The following is a 17,492-nucleotide window of genomic DNA, read 5'->3' as shown; positions in this document are numbered from 1 at the left end:
GTTCATGCAGGTTGAATGACGGGATAACGGGTAAACGGACAAACGAGGTCTGCGCTGTTCCGTAAATAAGGGAAATCAACCAAAGGAGATCTGATGATGGCTATCGAGTCCCATCTTGCCACGCTCGAAAAAAAGCACGGCGCTCTGGAGCAGGAAATTTCCGAAGCCATAGCGTCACCGGCAATGGACGACCTGCACGTTGCATCTCTCAAGCGCAAGAAGCTTATGCTCAAGGACCAGATTGAAAAACTGAGATCCCAGGTAACACGTCACTAACAGGGAAGCCGCGCTTAGATCGCGGTTTGATAAGGCGTCTCAAGCCATCGACATTGGAGACCGAACGGCTCTGGCGAGCTGGTATTTCTTTGTCGTGGATGCAGTTTGCATTCCAAAGCGAAGATGCCAAAATTCAGTATTGGCGGCTGTGACACAGCCGCCGAACATATTGTTTCAACTATTTAACCGGCTCTATTTATCGACGGTCATTTTCAGCGCCCGTCACCCTTCTGTCTCAGCTCTTGGATCGAGGTTCAGCGCTTCCGGTGTTGCCCCACGTTCGGAAGGCATGCTCTTGAACTGGTCTTTCTCTTCTTTCGGGACGGATGCACGCTTGCGGGAACGGAACAACGCATAGCCGGTGATGGAAATATGCGCGAGCATGGTGATGGCGAAGAGGCCGGATGGCCAGAAAATATCCATGGCTGCTGCTGCCAGCAGTGGTCCGAGCATCGTGCCGAAGCCATAAAGCAGCAAAAGCCCGCTCGATACTTTCACAAAGCTTTCCGATGTCGCATGATCGTTGGCGTGGGCGACGGCAACGGGATAAAGTGCATAGGCAAGTGCGCCATAGCATCCGGTCATCGTGATGATGACAGGACCGCTGGACGGAGCGACGAGGAAGGCGATGAGGCCAACCAGTGCCGCCAGCGCCGCAACGCTTGCCAGCACGAAACGCCGGTCGACCAGGTCGGAAATGCGTCCGATCGGAATCTGCATCAAGGCACCAGCTGCAATGGTGACACTGACCATCAAGGCGATTTCGGTTGTAGAAATGCCGGACTTCGCACCGAAGACAGCTCCGAGCGTACCCCAGGCGCCATTGGCGATGCCGATCAGGATGCAACCTACGAAAGCTGCAGGTGAGTTATTGTAGAGCGCCTTGAGATCAAGCTGCACTTCCGTCAGTGGTTTGGGGCTGACGGCTGTGGAGATCGCGGTCGGGATGAGAGCCAGGCAGAAGAATATGCCGCTTATCATGAACAGATGATCGGAGCGTACGTCACCTGCCGCTACCAGCATCTGGCCGGACATGGTGGCTCCGTAGTTGACCATCATGTACATACCGAAAATCTTGCCGCGCGATTCGTTGGTCGCACGCTCATTCAACCAGCTTTCAATGACCATGAAGGCGCCAGCCATCGAAAAACCGGTGAAGGCGCGCAGGATCACCCAGATCGTGGCATCCACGAAGATGCCGGAAAGCAGGGCGATGACCGCAGCTGATGCGGCAAAGCAACCGAATGCCCGTACATGACCGACGCGGCGCACAAGACGCGGTGCGAACAGACAACCGGCAACGAAGCCGCCTGCCCAGGTCGTGCCGAGCATGCCGAGCGATGCCACTGAGAAACCTTCCACACCGCCGCGCAGCGGCAATAGAAGACCGTGAAGTCCTGAAGCTATGAGAAGGAAGGCTGTGCCGCAGAGGAGGGCCAGAACCTGAATGTAAATGCGCAAAACTCTATTCCCGAAGTCTGAAGCCGAATTGTCAGTGCTGAGGCTGATGAGTGATCGCTGAGATCAATGATTGTTGTTCCTAAAGCGCGTCGCCCGGAAATGGTTCCGGCTGCGTGCTCCGGTATCCATTTCCGTTGACGACCCCATTCCTATCGAAACAATGCTTCTGCCGCAGCGCGGCTATCGCCCTTCTTGAGGCGTTCTGTCTTCAATCGCTCTATTTCGGATTGCAGCAGGGCTATGCGCTGGTCGATCTCGATGACCGAAAGCAGCGATAGCTCCTCTTCGCTTAGCGCCACGCTGTTGCGGGGCTTTACCACATCCTCATCGAAACCGCTCATAGCCGTCCTCCGTGGTCAATGATGGCTCAGAAAAGATTTAACACCTTGAATCGTCGCATATATATTTGAGAAAATCGATGACGATTTCCCTAACGTGACGTCTTGCATCCGCCGTGCGGCATTTCTGCGACGATGCGTAGGGCCAGAAATCTGAATGGAGTTTTGAATATGATGGCCGACTTGCCTTCCCAGATGACTGCTATCGAAATCTCCGAACCGGGCGGAGCCCATATGCTTCGACCCGTTCAGCGTTCGGTGCCTGAACCCAAGGAAGGTGAAATTCTGGTGCGGGTACGCGCAGCCGGGGTTAACCGACCGGACGTCCTGCAGCGACAGGGACAATATGCGCCGCCACCCGGCGCATCGGATATTCCGGGACTGGAGATTGCCGGTGACATTGTTGCCATGGGCAGCGGCGTCAAGCGGTTCAAGACCGGCGATCAGGTGGTCGCACTGCTGGCGGGCGGCGGCTACGCTGAATATGCAGTCGCGCATGAAACCAACGCACTGCCCTTGCCTGCCGGCTATGGCTACATCGAAGCGGCGGCGATCCCTGAAACTTTCTTCACCGTCTGGCACAATGTGTTCGAGCGCGGCGGGCTGAGGAAGGGCGAGGTTTTTCTGGTCCACGGCGGCTCGTCCGGTATCGGCACGACGGCTATCCAGCTTGCAAAGGCATTTGGTGCGACCGTCATTGCAACGGCGGGCTCGAAAGAAAAATGCGAAGCCTGCCTGAAACTCGGAGCAGATCGCGCCATCAATTACGGGCAAGAGGATTTTGTCGAGGTCGTAAAGGAAGTGACCAGGGGCAAAGGCGCCAATGTGATTCTCGATATGGTCGGCGGCGATTATGTTGACCGCAATTACAAGGCTGCAGCCGAGGATGGCCGCATCGTGCAGATTGCTTTTCTCAACGGCGCGAAGGCCACGGCCAATTTCGCAATATTGATGACCAAGCGTCTGACCCATACCGGCTCCACGCTGCGTCCGCGACCGGTTGACTTCAAGGCTGGCATTGCGCGGGAACTGGAGACAAAAGTCTGGCCGCTTCTGGCGCAACGACGCGTCGCGCCGGTGATGGACATGATCTTTTCGCTGAAAGATGCCTGGCGTGCGCATGAACGCATGGAGGAGGGAAGGCATATTGGCAAGATTGTGCTCGATATCGCTTAAGCTTCAGAGCCATTCTTGCTCTGGCGACAAAAAAACGATATATAGGCCGTGATTTCCCGGAAATTGTGGTTTTGCCCACGTCCCGCGCCACCGGAGCGGACGAACAGAAGGATTATATCTAATGGCCACCCAGCTTCTTATGCCGAAGGCAACGGCCGTTTGGCTTGTCGATAATACGGCGCTGTCTTTTGACCAGATTGCCGCTTTCTGCAAGCTGCACCCGCTGGAAGTGAAGGCTATTGCCGACGGTGAAGCCTCTCAGGGCATCAAGGGTCTGGACCCGGTCATCACGGGTCAGATTTCGCGCGAAGAGATCGCGAAGGGTGAAAAGGATCCATATTATCGCCTGAAGCTTTCCGAACCGAAGGTTCGCGTGCCGGAAGCCAAGCGCAAGGGCCCGCGTTACACGCCGCTTTCCAAGCGTCAGGATCGCCCGAATGCGATTCTCTGGCTGGTGCGCAATCACCCCGAGCTGAAGGATGCCCAAGTTTCACGTCTGATCGGTACGACCAAGTCGACCATCGAACAGATTCGCAATCGTTCGCACTGGAACTCGGCAAATCTGACGGCGATGGACCCGGTAACGCTTGGCCTTTGCTCGCAGATCGATCTCGACATCGAAGTCGAACGCGCCTCCCGCAACCGTCCGGCAACACCGGAATCGGATAGCACTTTGCTGCCGGCCTCCGCGACCGAGAATTTCGACTATCGTGACGAACAGCCTGCAGAAGAAGAGCTCGACGCGGACAAGGTTTTCGCCAAGCTCTCTTCGCTCAAGAGCTCGACGCCGGACGAAGACGAAGAAGAATAGTCGGGACGGGAAACCGTTTTACCGAGATGCAAAAAAGCCCGGCTTCATAGCCGGGCTTTTTTGTTGGCTCAAGCTGCGGCCTTGCTTCCGGCAATGGGTGTTGTGGCAATCGAGTTTTTCAAGGCATCAGCAGAGCGTCCTGCCACGCCTTGTTAAGAAAAGCGCCGATCTGAACCAGTCTGATCGAAACGCGCTCTAATCGGATCAAGATAAGAAATCAGCCTGTGGTTGATATACCGGTATGAGCACTTCGCATTTTCAGGCGCACGCACCCTGTCCCCCCCCCAACATCTGCGCAATATAAAAGAAAATTATAATATACATAGATATTTTATAAGTATAAGTAAAATATAATAGAGCTTAAACGGCTTTTTAAGGCATTGACTGCTAGCATCCTTTGATGAAATAACGGGATTATTTTAAAAATAGTGACCATGATTCCGCCTTTTATTATGAGCTGGAAAATGATGTTTCACTATAGTGTTGATTAGAGATGTCTTTTTTGCGCGTTGCAACGCGCTTTGCCAAGGGGCCTTACGGCATGAACGATTGCTGCTTTGCTGGAAAATTCCGCGACGAAAACACCCAGACCCGCGTTTCTCAGGAGCGTTGGAACGAGATGTCGATGCGTGGAATTGAACATGCTCCTTGGGAGCGCGCCTTTGCCTTGGGGCAGGCGGGCGGAGCAGTCGAAAGCGGGGTAGGGCGTGGCGGCAGTCTTTTGGCGCAGGTGGCGCTGGTACTGGCGCTCTCTGTTTCGGGACTGGCACTAAGCAGCCACCGGGCGGCAGCGACGGACTATACGGCGGGGGTGAAGAATACGAACCTGAATGCCGGTGACACCATTACTACGACGGCTGACGGTGCCGATGGGTTTCGAGTTGATAATGGGACTACGATCACTGCTCCTGGCAATAACAAAATCACGACAGGCGGGGTGGATGCTTGGGGCTTGTATGCAAGGGGGGCCAATTCCGTTCTGAATGCCACTGACGTCACTGTCATAACGACGGGTTCATCAAGTACAGCTGCTGGCGCACGTAGTGGAGGCAAGACGATCGTTACTGGCGGTACATTTACTGTCTCTGGAGCGGATGCTTATGCTGGATTCGCAGACAACGGTACCCTAAATCTAACGAATGTTGTGATCAATTCTCAAAGTACTACGGGCGGTGGAGGGGTACTGTCTTCTCAGGCGGCGGGGGTGGCCAACTTAAATAAGGTTACCATCAGTACAACTGGCAATACAGCCTACGGTGTCCGTGTGAATAATGCCGGTAGCCTGACTTTATCCAATGGCAGCTCTATCACGACAGCAGGTGCCTATGGTGCTTATGGTGAAGAAGGGGTGCTGACAATTAAAGACAGCACCATAACCACAGGTGCTGCAACCGCAGTTTATTATACTGGCAAGAATGCGGGCTCCTCCCTTTCGATCACGGGCGCCACTACTCAGATTACGGCCACCGGGGGGGATGCCGTGGTTATTGCAGGCGGAAAAGCTGCAACAATCGGTGATGGTGTCACGATTACAGCTAAGTCCGATGGCAAGAGAGGTGTCACTGTAAGCGGCGGTGGGCAACTTACAATTGGTAGCGCGACCGTTTCGACGGAAGGCACGAGCGGCTTTGGCCTTTATGCGACCGGAGCAGGCAGTTCAATCACTGCCACCGGAACGCAGATTGAAACAAAGGCGACGGGGGCAGCTAGGGCACAAGCAGTCGTGGTTAACTCTGGGGCCAGCATTACTCTCAAAAACGTCACTATCTCGACTGTGTCCGGTAATGGACATGGTATCTGGATCAAGGATGCTGGCTCAAGCGTTACGATGGACGCGTCGACTTCGATATCCACGACGGGGGCGTCCGCTTATGGTGTTCTCGTGGAAAATGGTGCCACCGAAACATTCACGGGCGGAAGCACCACTACTGCCCTGCCGGGAACCATGTCAATTTTGGGTGATAACTCGGCTGCATTCGGGACATATGGCACTGACGCAAAAATTACATTCGACGGAATAAATTTCGCCACCGCGTCTGCCATCACGCTCGGAGCCAATGCATGGACGGTGATTGCAGGCAATAATGGGGCGGTCGAATTCAAAGGCACCACTGCGGCAACAGACACCAGGCTGCTTGCTCAAGCTTCAGGCACGCTTTCATTCACCGGGGCGGCTACGGCGGCCGGTGCACGGGTCAAGACTGACGGAGCGAACAGTGCGTTTGATATAAGCGGCAGTACGCGTACCACCGATTTTTCGATAGGCTCGCTGGAGGGAACAACCGGTAAAGTCGTTCTGGGCGCAAATATGCTCACGATCGACGGTTCTGCGTCGACAAGTTACGGCGGTATTATTTCCGGCACAGGTGGATTGACGCGCGCCGGCACTGGCACGATCACGCTGACGGGAGCAAATACCTATTCAGGCGGAACGACTTTAAAAGGTGGTGTTCTCTCCGTTGCTGCCGACTCCGCCCTCGGGGCGACGACAGGTGGACTGACGTTCAATGGCGGTACGCTTCAGATTACCGGGACGACGTATACCTCAACGGCTCGCGGTATCACATGGGGTGCAGGCGGTGGTACGCTGGACATAAATGCAGCGGGCAATACTTTCACTGTTGCCCAGAATCTTGGCGCGGGCGGTGCTCTGACCAAGATTGGTGCTGGCACATTGGTTCTGTCTGGAACCAATCAATATACGGGTGGCACGAGTATCAATGGCGGCACCCTGGTTGCCGGTTCGAATGGTAATCTTGGCGCCGTCTCTGGCGGTCTGAACTTCAACGGCGGCACGCTGCGTCTTTCGTCCGCCTTCGACAATGCGCGCGCCGTGACGCTTGGCGCTGGCGGCGGCACGATCGAAACGGTCACTGGCAGCAGCACTTTTTCAGGCGCGATCAGTGGCGCTGGCAAGCTGACGAAGACGGGCGCGGGCACGATGATTCTGACCGGCGCTGACAGCGCGACGGGGCTGACGACAGTTACCGCAGGCGTGTTGCAGATCGGCGGTGGTGGCACAACGGGTTCGATAGCAAGCAATATAGCCAATAGCGGTTCGGTGGTTTTCAATCGCTCCAATGATTTGGCTTATGCTGGCGTGATCAGCGGCGGCGGCTCCCTCACCAAATCGGGTGCCGGAACGCTGACGCTTACGGGCGATAGCACCTATACGGGCGCAACAACGATTTCCGCGGGCACTCTGCAAGTCGGCAATGGCGGTACGACTGGCTGGCTTGCCAGCAACGCGGTCACGAACAACGGTGCATTGAACTTTAACCGCAGCGACAACAAGACCTATTCCGGCAGCATCAGTGGTACTGGCTCGGTGGTCAAGAGTGGAACCGGTACGCTCATTCTCGACGGTACGAACAGCTATTCCGGCGGGACGACCATCAGCGGTGGCACACTGCAGGTCGCCAGCGATGCCAAGCTTGGTGCGACAACCGGCAAGGTGACACTGGATGGCGGCACGCTCAGCCTTGCAGGTACGATTACATCCGCACGCGCATTCAGCATCACCAGCAACAACGGCACGATCGATACGGGTGCCGATGCGGATACGCTCAGCGGTGTTGTAAGCGGTGCAGGCAAGCTGACCAAAACGGGCAGCGGAACGCTGGTTCTGACGGGCGCCAATACTTACAGTGGTGGCACGACAATTTCCGCAGGTACATTGCAGCTCGGTAGCGGGGCGGCTGCTGGATCGATCACGGGAAATGTTGTCAACAACGCAACTCTGGCGTTCAACCGCAGCGACTCAAGCACATTCTCAGGAGTGATCAGCGGTTCCGGTACACTGAAACAAAGCGGCACTGGCACTACAATTCTGACTGGTGCAAACACCTATACCGGCAATACTGTGATTGAGCGTGGTGTGCTGCAGGTTGGCAACGGCACCGCAACCGGCGCCATATCCGATAATGTCACCAACAGCGGCACTCTGGCGTTCGATCGTTCCGATTCCTACACGTACTCTGGCACAATCACCGGCACAGGTTCGTTGAAGCAAAGCGGTGCTGGCACACTCATTCTGACGGGTGCAAACACCTTTACTGGTCTAACGACGATTGAAAGCGGTACGCTGCAGCTCGGTGCCGGTAGTACGGGCGGAAGTCTGAGTGGTGACATCCTGAACAAATCGGCGCTTGTCGTGGATCGTTCGGATGATTTTTCCTTTGGCAATAAGATCAGTGGTTCGGGTACGTTTGATAAACGCGGTGCGGGCAAGCTGACAGTCACCGGCGACAATGATTATTCGGGTAAGACGACCATTTCGGCGGGTACGCTTCAGATTGGCAATGGCGGTGGCACCGGCTCCATTAACGGTGATATTGTCAACAACAGTAAATTGATTGTCGACCGCAGCAATAATATTGATTTCACCCATGTCCTGAGCGGCACAGGTATTCTGGAAAAGAAGGGTACGGGTAACCTTACTGTTAGCGGAGACAATTCGGACTTCTCTGGCGCCACGACGGTGAGCGCCGGTGGGCTTGTCGTTGACGGGCAACTCGGTACGGGAACTGTTACGGTTGCGAGCGGTGCATCGCTTGGCGGTACGGGCACCATCGGCGGCGATACCACGATCAACAGTGGCGGCATACTTGTAGGGACGCAAGAATCACAGCTTACATTCCAAAAAAATCTCACGCTTGCTTCGGGAGGTGTGCTGAATGTGTCCTACGGCATAGCAGATACGAGTACGGCTGCACTGTTCACGGTTGGCGGCAATCTCACCTTGAACGACAATATCGTGAATATCAGCTCTCTCGGTGGTTTCGGTCCTGGCGAGTACAAGTTGTTCAGCGTAACCGGAACATATACCGGAACATTGCAAGTGGGTACTCTTCCGCAAGATGTAGCGGCTGGAGATATTACATTCAATTACGATACCAATGATATCCATCTTACGAATTCTGCAGGAATGGACCTTGGTTACTGGGATGGTTCTGTCGTAAGCAGTGGCGCATCGCTGACCGGCGGCGATGGTACATGGGACGCGGCGACAACAAACTGGACAAATGAAAATGGCGGCCTGCATTCTGGGTGGAACGCTGCTCACTATGCTATCTTCTCCGGTCAAGCGGGCACGGTAACGGTCAGCGGCGCTGTTACAACGGCAGGTATGCAATTTGTAACCAGCCACTATACAGTCACGGGGGACGGGCTGACGCTTGATAGTGGCTCTACTGATGCGCCGATCATCCGCGTGGGCACTGGTGTCACGGGGAACACCGTCGCTACCATTGAATCTGTTCTTTCCGGCACAAATGGCATGGAAAAAACCGATCTGGGTACTCTGATACTCGCGGCAGATAATGATTACACGGGCCAGACGACCATTCAGGCTGGCACGCTTCAGCTTGGAAATGCGGGAACGACCGGCAGTGTCCTCGGAGACATCGAGATAGGAAAGTCGGACGAGGACGAGGATGCCATCCTCGCGATCAATCATACTAACAGTTTTACGCTCGGCAATACAATCTCTGGTCGCGGAAAGCTGGTGCAGCAAGGCAGTGGAGCAACCACACTCACCGGAACCAACACCTATAGCGGTGGGACGGATATTCTGGGCGGCAGTCTGATCGTTACTGCCGAGAATAATCTGGGTGATGTTGCAGGTGCCGTCAATATCAATGGCGGCACACTCGAGTTTGGCGCAAATCTGTCATCGACGCGAGGTTATACGATTGGCGCTTCTGGCGGCACTATCAATACAGGCACTTTTACCGACACGATCACAGGTGTCATTGGCGGCACCGGGCAATTCAACAAGTTGGGCACGGGAACACTTGTTCTAGGCGGTGACAATACGTTCACCGGCAATTTGCATGTGAATGCTGGCACCTTGCAGATCAGCGATAATAGCAATCTGGGAAATCCCGATAGTCATTTGTATGTCAAGGATGCGACGTTGCAGTTTGGTGATGCTTTCATCATGACGCACGACCTGACGCTTGACGGCACCGGGGCGACAATTGATACGAAAGGGAATGACAATTCGATTTCGGGCGTGATCGACGGAGGCAAGCTTACCAAGACCGGTTCCGGCACACTTACTCTAACCGGCACCAACACTTATACCGGCGATACCGAAATTGATGGCGGTACGCTGGCGGTTTTTGAAGATGCGAACTTTGGCCAGGATGTCAGCAACAGCATTATCATCGGTGATGCGACCCTGCGTCTGGATGAGAGCTTCGATACCGCGCGTGGCATCAAACTCACCAATGCCAACAGCACGATTGATGTTTTTGATGACGGCATCAATACGCTCACTGGAAAGCTGACCGGAACCGGCGCCTTGAACAAGGCTGGAACGGGTACTCTGGTTCTTGGCGGAACCAATGACTATCAAGGTGGAACCGACATCAAGGCGGGTATCCTGCAGATTTCGGATGATGCCAATCTTGGTCTAGCTACGGGAGCCGTCAAGATTGAAACTGAAGCCGAACTGCAGTTCAGCCAGGGCGTGACGAGCGCCAGAGGCATTACACTGGGAACAACGGGCTCCACCATTGATACTATGGCGGGTACCAGCACACTGAACGGTGTCGTCGGTGGTGGCGAATTGCACAAGTCCGGCGCCGGCACGCTCGTTCTTGCAGGGACCAATACCTATAAGGGTACGTTCCTTGACGGCGGTATCGTCCAGATCAGCAAAGATGCAAATCTTGGTGCAGTCAGTGGGACGGTCACTTTCAACGGTGGAACACTACAGTTGTCCGCTGACGTTGCGACTGCAAGAGCCATGACGATCAACGAAGCGGGAGGAGTGATCGACACCCAGGGCAATACCGGCACACTTGATGGTATCATCTCCGGCGCTGGCGAACTGATTAAAGATGGCTCTGGAACACTCGTTCTGACAAATGCCGGCAATTCCTACAGCGGCAACACCTTCATCAAGGCGGGTACGTTCCGTCTCAGCGGTGCTGGCTGGATAACGGGGGATGTCAAAAATGATGGCACTCTCGAATTTAGCAGCGGTGCAGATCAAGAGTTTGCGGGAGTCATTTCCGGAACGGGTTCGGTCGTTCAATCGGGAACGGGTACCACCATCACCCTTTCCGGTCAAAACGCCTATAGTGGCGGCACCTCGATCACAGCCGGCACGCTTGCCATCAGCGAAGATGACAATCTGGGCACCGGTGGGCTGACGATTGCCAATAATGCGACCCTCCAGTTAACGGATTCCTTCGCGTTCAGCCATGCTGTTACTCTCAATGCCGGTGGTACGATCGACACCGGAACAAACAGCAACACGCTTGCTGCTGTTGTCTCCGGTACCGGTGGTCTGACGAAGACAGGTAGCGGCACGCTTACGCTGTCCGGGACCAACACCTATGCTGGCGGCACGACGATCAACGACGGTATTCTGCAGATCAGTGCCGATGCCAATCTTGGTGCGGCGAGCGGTTCTGTCACCATGGCTGGCGGCACCACGCTTGATCTTGCGAACAGTGTTACAATGGACCGCGCTTTCACGCTGAACGGGGATGCGACGATCCAGGCCGATGAGGGAACATCGACGATCAGCAAGGTGATCAGCGGCGATGGCGGCCTCACGAAGACGGGTGAAGGCACGCTGGTACTTGACAGCGTCAACACCTATAAGGGCAATACATCTATAAATGACGGTGTGCTGCAGGTTGGCAGCGATGACAATCTGGGCGATGCATCGAGCAAACTCTCCTTCAATGGTGGCGAGCTTCAGATCACTGGCAGCGGTTTCAAGTCGGATCGCGATGTTACCCTCCAGGCCGGGGGTGGCACAATCGACACCTTGCTGACCAGTCCAGAGCTGTCGGGCAACATTACCGGTACGGGCGGACTGACCAAAATCGGCGCAGGCAAGCTTACGCTTTCGGGAACCAATACCTATAGTGGTGGAACATCCATTGCGCAGGGAACATTGCAGATCGGCAGCGATGACGGTCTGAGTGGTACTATTGCTGGCAATATCGAAAATAGCGGTACTCTGATCTTCAACCGCGATACACTGACTTATGGAGGTGATATCTCTGGAAGCGGGAAACTGGAGCAGGCTGGTGTAGGAACGACAGTTCTGACAGGTTCCGTAAACCTCGACGGCGGTACGACCATTGATAATGGCGGAACGTTGCAGATTGGCGACGGAACCACAAATGGTGCTCTCGCAGGTGATGTAACGAACAACGGCACGCTCGCTTTCGACGCCGCCGCCAATACCAATATTGATTTCAGCAATGTCTTAAGCGGTAACGGCGTGCTCGAGCAGAAAGGTGCGGGCTCATCGACGCTTATAGGTGACAGCAGTGGTTTCGAAGGGACAACGAATGTTACCGCTGGAAGTCTCTATGTGAACGGCACCCTTGGCAGCGCAGCATCGACAGTTACTGTCGCAACGGGTGGAACTCTTGCCGGCAGCGGCACGATCGGTGGCAATACCACAGTGGCGGGAACGCTGAAGGGGCAGGACGGTGCGACACTGACCTTCGGTGGTGGTCTGACCATGCAGGCAGGCAGCACGATAGCAGTTGCCTACGGAGCTCCCAACAGCAACAGCAACGGTCTGTTCAATGTTCAAGGTGCGCTTGCCTTGAACGGCAGTACCGTCGATATCGAGGATTTTGGCGGTTTCGGTCCTGGGTCTTATCGCCTGTTCGATTATCAGAATGGATATACCAAAACTGGCACAGGGCTGACGATAGGCACTGTTCCCGGTGGCCAGTCATCCGATGCCCATATTGTTTATGACGACGACAACAAGCAGATAAACATTATGAATGCAGCTGGTGCCGTGCTGAATACCTGGAAAGGTGGCAACGGAACATGGAACCAGACGGATATCAGTTGGCATGATGCAACCGATTCAGATATTACAGGCACCTGGAATAACTACGAGTTTGCCATTTTCGGTGACACGCCGGGAACAGTAGCTGTCGATGCAGGTATTCAGGCCTCCGGTATGCAGTTCCAGGTGGATGGATATAGCCTTACCGGCACAAATCCTATCACACTTGCTCACGACCCGAACGCTCCGTCGCCTGACAAACCCATCATTCGTGTAGGGGATGCAACCGAAGCCGGCAAGACCATGACGGCCACGATTGCAGCGCCGATTGCTGGTACCGAAGGCTTGCAGAAAACCGACTATGGCACTCTGGTACTGACGGGTGCCAACACCTATAGCGGTGGAACAGATGTTTTACAGGGCTCGCTGGAGCTCGGCAACGGTGGCACTATAGACACGGTTGGGGGTGTTTCCGTCGATGCAAATGGACCGGACAAGGCAACATTTGCAGTCAACAAGACTGGAACGTTCACCTTCGGTGGCGTGATCTCAGGCGCCGGTCAGTTTGCGCAAAAAGGCACGGGCGAAACTGTTCTTAACCAGGCTAATACCTACAGCGGCGGTACATCGATCACGGCGGGAACGCTTTCGGTTAGTGCTGAAAACAACCTCGGCGATGTCAGTGGTCAGGTTACTATTGATGGCGGGACGCTCAAGTACAGCCAGGGCTTTTCCAGTACCCGCGCCATTGCTCTCGGCGCAGGTAACGGTACGATCGAAACCGATGACACGGCCAATGACACGACTGTCAACAGTGCCGTTTCCGGTACTGGTGGCCTGACGAAGAGCGGGGCTGGAACACTGGTTCTGGCCAAGGACAACACTTATGCTGGCGGTACGACCATAGCCGGTGGTACGCTTCAGCTTGGCAATGGTGGGACAAGCGGCAAAATCCAGGGCAATGTCGATACCGGTGCGGATGCAAGCAACAAGGGCACGCTTGTCTTCAACATGTCGGATAATCCGATTTTTTCGGGAACGATTAGCGGTTTTGGTAATGTCGAACAGTCCGGCAGTGACACGCTGACATTGAAAGGCACCAACACCTATAGCGGTGGCACCACAATCAACAGCGGAACGCTGGCGGTTTCTGCTGACGCGAATATGGGTAATAAAAGCGGTTCTCTGACAATCAAGAATGGCACATTGCAGAATACCGCGCAGTTCACGATGAGCCGTGATGTGGTTCTGGATGACGCTGCAGCGACATTCCAGAATGATGCAGACCTGACATTGGCCGGTAAGATGACCGGAACTACGGATTGGACCAAGGACGGAAGCGGCAAGCTGATCATCAATGGTGACGCAAGTGCCGCTACCGGAATTGCGTCTGTCAACAACGGCTATCTGCAGGTCGACAGTGAACTGGGCGGCAATGTCAATCTCGTCAACAGCACAGCCGGAGTTGGCGGTGCTGGCAAGATCGATGGCAATGTCGATGTGGCAAGCGGAACGCTCTACGGTAAAGGCGGGCAGACACTGACTGTCGGAGGTGACCTGACTCTCGCCGCCAATAGCACAACCAGCGTCCAGTGGGGCAGCGTGTCCCAGCAGGCTGCTTTCCATGTGGATGGCAATCTGACGATGGATGGCACCCTCGATGTGGTCAATACTGGTGGTTTCGGTCCAGGGACCTACAAGCTGTTCACCTATGATGGCACCCTGACGGATGATGGCCTTTCGTTCGGTACCGTACCGGGTGGACAGGCGGCGAAGGACCGTATGTCGGTCGTGACCGCCTATACTGGCTCAGTCTATATCGTGAACACCTATGGTGCAAAGGTTCAGTACTGGAACGGGGAAGGGACTATCGCCGATATCGAAAGTGGTAACATTGTCGGAGGTGATGGTACCTGGAGCGCGACCAATAAAAACTGGTCCGACGATAAGGCCAGTGTGCTTGCGCCTTTCGATGATGGCTCATTCGCTTTCTTCGGTGGCAAAAAGGGTAATGTCACTGTCGATGACACTGCTGGACAGGTTAACACGGCCGGTATGCGCTTCGTTGTCGATGGTTATGTGATTAATGGCGGCTCTCTCAACCTGACGAGCACGACGGGAGCGCCGATCATTGCGGTTGGCGATGGAACCGTCGATGGTGCCGCGATGACTGCAACCATCGGCTCTGTGCTCACCGGCAACCAGGGTCTCGATAAAACCGAACTCGGCAAACTGATCCTTACCGGACAGAACACCTATACCGGCGGAACAACCGTCAGCAACGGTGTGCTCCAGCTTGGTGACGGAACCAATTCGGGTGACATAAAAGGTGACGTGACAGTTGCCAATGATGTTAACGGAGAGGGAACGTTGTCCTTCAAGCAGGGGAGTGACTACAATTTCGCCGGAAATATTGCCGGCGGTGGCAAGGTCACTCAGGACGGTGCGAATACAATTTTGACGTTGAGCGGAAACAACAGCTTCAGCGGCGGGCTGACGGTCAACAGCGGTACCGTAAAGGCGGGCAGTGACAATGCTTTCGGCACCGGGGTCCTGACTGTCGGGGATAATGGCAAAGTAGATCTCGGAAGTACCAGCAACACGGTTGGCGGTCTCAGTGGGGCCGGAGCGGTCAACATTGGCTCAGGAACCTTCACCGTCAATGAAGCTGCGGACTCGACCTATAGCGGCGTATTGTCCGGCACTGGCAGCTTCACCAAATCCGGTGCGGCTGACCTGACGCTCACTGGTTCCAACCAGTATACCGGTGCAACGCTTGTCAAGCAGGGGACGCTGGCGCAGGGAAGCCAAGGTGCATTCAGTTCTGCATCGGCCTATACGACGACGCGCAACGGGACGCTGGATATTGGCGGGTACGATACGACTGTGGTCTCCCTCGACAATGGTGGCACTGTTACTCTGAGTGACATGACAGCCGGAACCACTTTGACGGTAGCTGGTAACTACACCGGCTCCAATGGCACCCTCGTCATCAACACGGTGCTTGGTGACGACAACTCCAAGACCGACAGATTGAAGGTTGCTGGTGACACCTCAGGCACTACCAATCTGCAAGTGGTCAATCGTGGTGGGCTTGGTGGCCAGACGGTCAACGGTATCGAAGTTGTCGATGTCGCCGGGCAGTCTAATGGTACCTTCTCGCTTGTCAGCGATTACACAACCAAGGATAACAAGAAGGCTATCTGGGCTGGCGCCTATGCCTATACGCTGCAGCAAGGATCGGGCAGCGGTAACAAGGATGGCAACTGGTATCTCGTGAGCCGTTATGGTGATACGGAACCAAACAACCCAGACAACAATGGTCCCCGTTATGGCGCTGGTGTGCCGGTCTATCAGGGGTACGGCCAGAACATGCAGGCCTTGAACAAGTTGCCGACCTTGCAGGAACGTGTGGGCAACCGGTACTGGACGGGCGAGAATGGCGACGGCCAGACGAACGGCGCCATGGTCGACGGAAATGGCATCTGGGCGCGTATCGAAGGAGCGCATAACCGGCTTGAACCGCAAAGCGTCACCGGCATGAAGCAGGACATCAACACCTTCATCATGCAGGCAGGCGTTGACGGTCAGTTCTACGAGGATGACAACGGAAAACTGGTTGCTGGCATCACCGGGCAGTACGGTACGGCCCATGGCAATACCAGCTCGTTCTTCGGTGACGGCTATACCGACACGCGGGCCTGGAGCCTTGGTGCAACAGCGACCTGGTATGGCAACAATGGCTTCTATGTAGACACGCAGGGCCAGCTTACCTGGTTCGATAATGACCTGTCTTCCGATGACATGAATTCGGCACTGGCTACCGGCGCGAAGGCTTTCGGTTATGCCATGAGTGTGGAAGCAGGCCAGCGTGTCGCCATTGATGATCATTGGTCGCTGACGCCGCAGGCGCAGCTGATGTGGTCGTCGCTGGATGCGGACGCTTTCCAGGACATTATGGGCAACCGGGTCGGCCTCGACAATTCAAACAGCCTGACGGCGCGTCTTGGCCTTGCTGCAAACTACCGCAACGACTGGACGGGTGAAGACGGCCTCATGGTCAACACCTCGGTCTATGGTGTCGCCAACCTTTACCAGTCCTTCCTTGGCGGAATGCGTATCAACGTGGCCGGTGTTGATATCGACACCGACAATGACAAGACCTGGGCAGGCATCGGCGCCGGTGGCACCTATGCATGGGCGGACCAGAAATACGCCGTCTATGGTGAGGGCTCGATCAACACCTCGCTCAATCACTTCGCTGACAGCTATGCTCTTAAGGCAACCGTCGGCTTCAAGTTGAAGTGGTAAGACCCAGGCTTGGGCTACGAGCTCTGCAATCTGAGGCTCCCGAAACTCTAATGGAGGACTGGGAGCCTCACTTTGAATGCCAGAAAGGAAAGACCGATGGCGACCTTTGTTGACGCGGGAGATGACCTTATCCGGTCCGAGCCGTTCGTCGATCTGAGGTGGCGGCCTGGCACGCGCCTGACCATATCCAAGATTTGTACTGCCGGCATTTGCCCCTCTGATCGAGGATATTTCTGGACAGTTGCCTACGCCGAAAGCTTTGCTGTAGTTCGCAGGCATCAGCACGGCCGGCATCGTTAGCATCGCGTAGTACGGGGTGCCCTGTATTGAGAGCGTGATC

General features: G+C 55.2%; 6 protein-coding genes. 4 read left to right on the top strand and 2 right to left on the bottom strand.

The genetic code is table 11. From position 1 onward, the window contains the following. Positions 1–93 precede the first annotated feature (93 nt). On the top strand, positions 94–276 hold the full coding sequence (locus ABDF71_RS13545) for a YdcH family protein (RefSeq protein ID WP_012091308.1): 183 nt from the start codon (positions 94–96) through the stop codon (positions 274–276). A gap of 222 nt (positions 277–498) precedes the next feature. Here the strand turns inward: ABDF71_RS13545 and ABDF71_RS13540 are convergent, their stop codons facing one another. Both ABDF71_RS13540 and ABDF71_RS13535 read right to left on the bottom strand, forming a co-directional pair. Beyond that, on the bottom strand, positions 499–1,737 hold the full coding sequence (locus tag ABDF71_RS13540) for an MFS transporter (protein ID WP_012091309.1): 1,239 nt from the start codon (positions 1,735–1,737) through the stop codon (positions 499–501). A 149-nt stretch (positions 1,738–1,886) separates the two neighbouring features. Then, a complete protein-coding gene (locus ABDF71_RS13535; protein WP_010661417.1) occupies positions 1,887–2,078 on the bottom strand; it encodes a DUF1192 family protein in 192 nt (63 codons plus the stop codon). 168 nt (positions 2,079–2,246) lie between these two features. Between ABDF71_RS13535 and ABDF71_RS13530 the strand changes: the two genes are divergently transcribed. The 3 genes from ABDF71_RS13530 (at position 2,247) to ABDF71_RS13520 (ending at position 17,152) form a co-directional block, all read left to right on the top strand. After that, a complete protein-coding gene (locus ABDF71_RS13530; protein WP_029376277.1) occupies positions 2,247–3,251 on the top strand; it encodes an NAD(P)H-quinone oxidoreductase in 1,005 nt (334 codons plus the stop codon). A gap of 121 nt (positions 3,252–3,372) precedes the next feature. Beyond that, positions 3,373–4,062 (top strand): DUF1013 domain-containing protein, encoded by a 690-nt coding sequence (locus tag ABDF71_RS13525; RefSeq protein WP_029929518.1) that lies wholly within the window; start codon positions 3,373–3,375, stop codon positions 4,060–4,062. A gap of 493 nt (positions 4,063–4,555) precedes the next feature. Next, positions 4,556–17,152 (top strand): autotransporter-associated beta strand repeat-containing protein, encoded by a 12,597-nt coding sequence (locus ABDF71_RS13520; RefSeq protein ID WP_500061621.1) that lies wholly within the window; start codon positions 4,556–4,558, stop codon positions 17,150–17,152. Positions 17,153–17,492: the final 340 nt, after the last annotated feature.

This window comes from Ochrobactrum sp. WV_118_8, from assembly GCF_039631535.1.
Lineage (GTDB): Bacteria > Pseudomonadota > Alphaproteobacteria > Rhizobiales > Rhizobiaceae > Brucella > Brucella anthropi.
The sequence above is the reverse complement of the archived record's forward strand: the minus strand, read 5'-3'. Positions and strand labels throughout refer to the sequence as shown.

What these genes read in the sequence shown, in the direction of transcription:
- ABDF71_RS13545 (WP_012091308.1), top strand. Translation starts at nt 94, where the DNA reads ATGATGGCTATCGAGTCCCATCTTGCCACGCTCGAAAAAAAGCACGGC.
- ABDF71_RS13530 (WP_029376277.1), top strand. Translation starts at nt 2,247, where the DNA reads ATGATGGCCGACTTGCCTTCCCAGATGACTGCTATCGAAATCTCCGAA.
- ABDF71_RS13535 (WP_010661417.1), bottom strand. Translation starts at nt 2,078, where the DNA reads ATGAGCGGTTTCGATGAGGATGTGGTAAAGCCCCGCAACAGCGTGGCG.
- ABDF71_RS13520 (WP_500061621.1), top strand. Translation starts at nt 4,556, where the DNA reads ATGTCTTTTTTGCGCGTTGCAACGCGCTTTGCCAAGGGGCCTTACGGC.
- ABDF71_RS13525 (WP_029929518.1), top strand. Translation starts at nt 3,373, where the DNA reads ATGGCCACCCAGCTTCTTATGCCGAAGGCAACGGCCGTTTGGCTTGTC.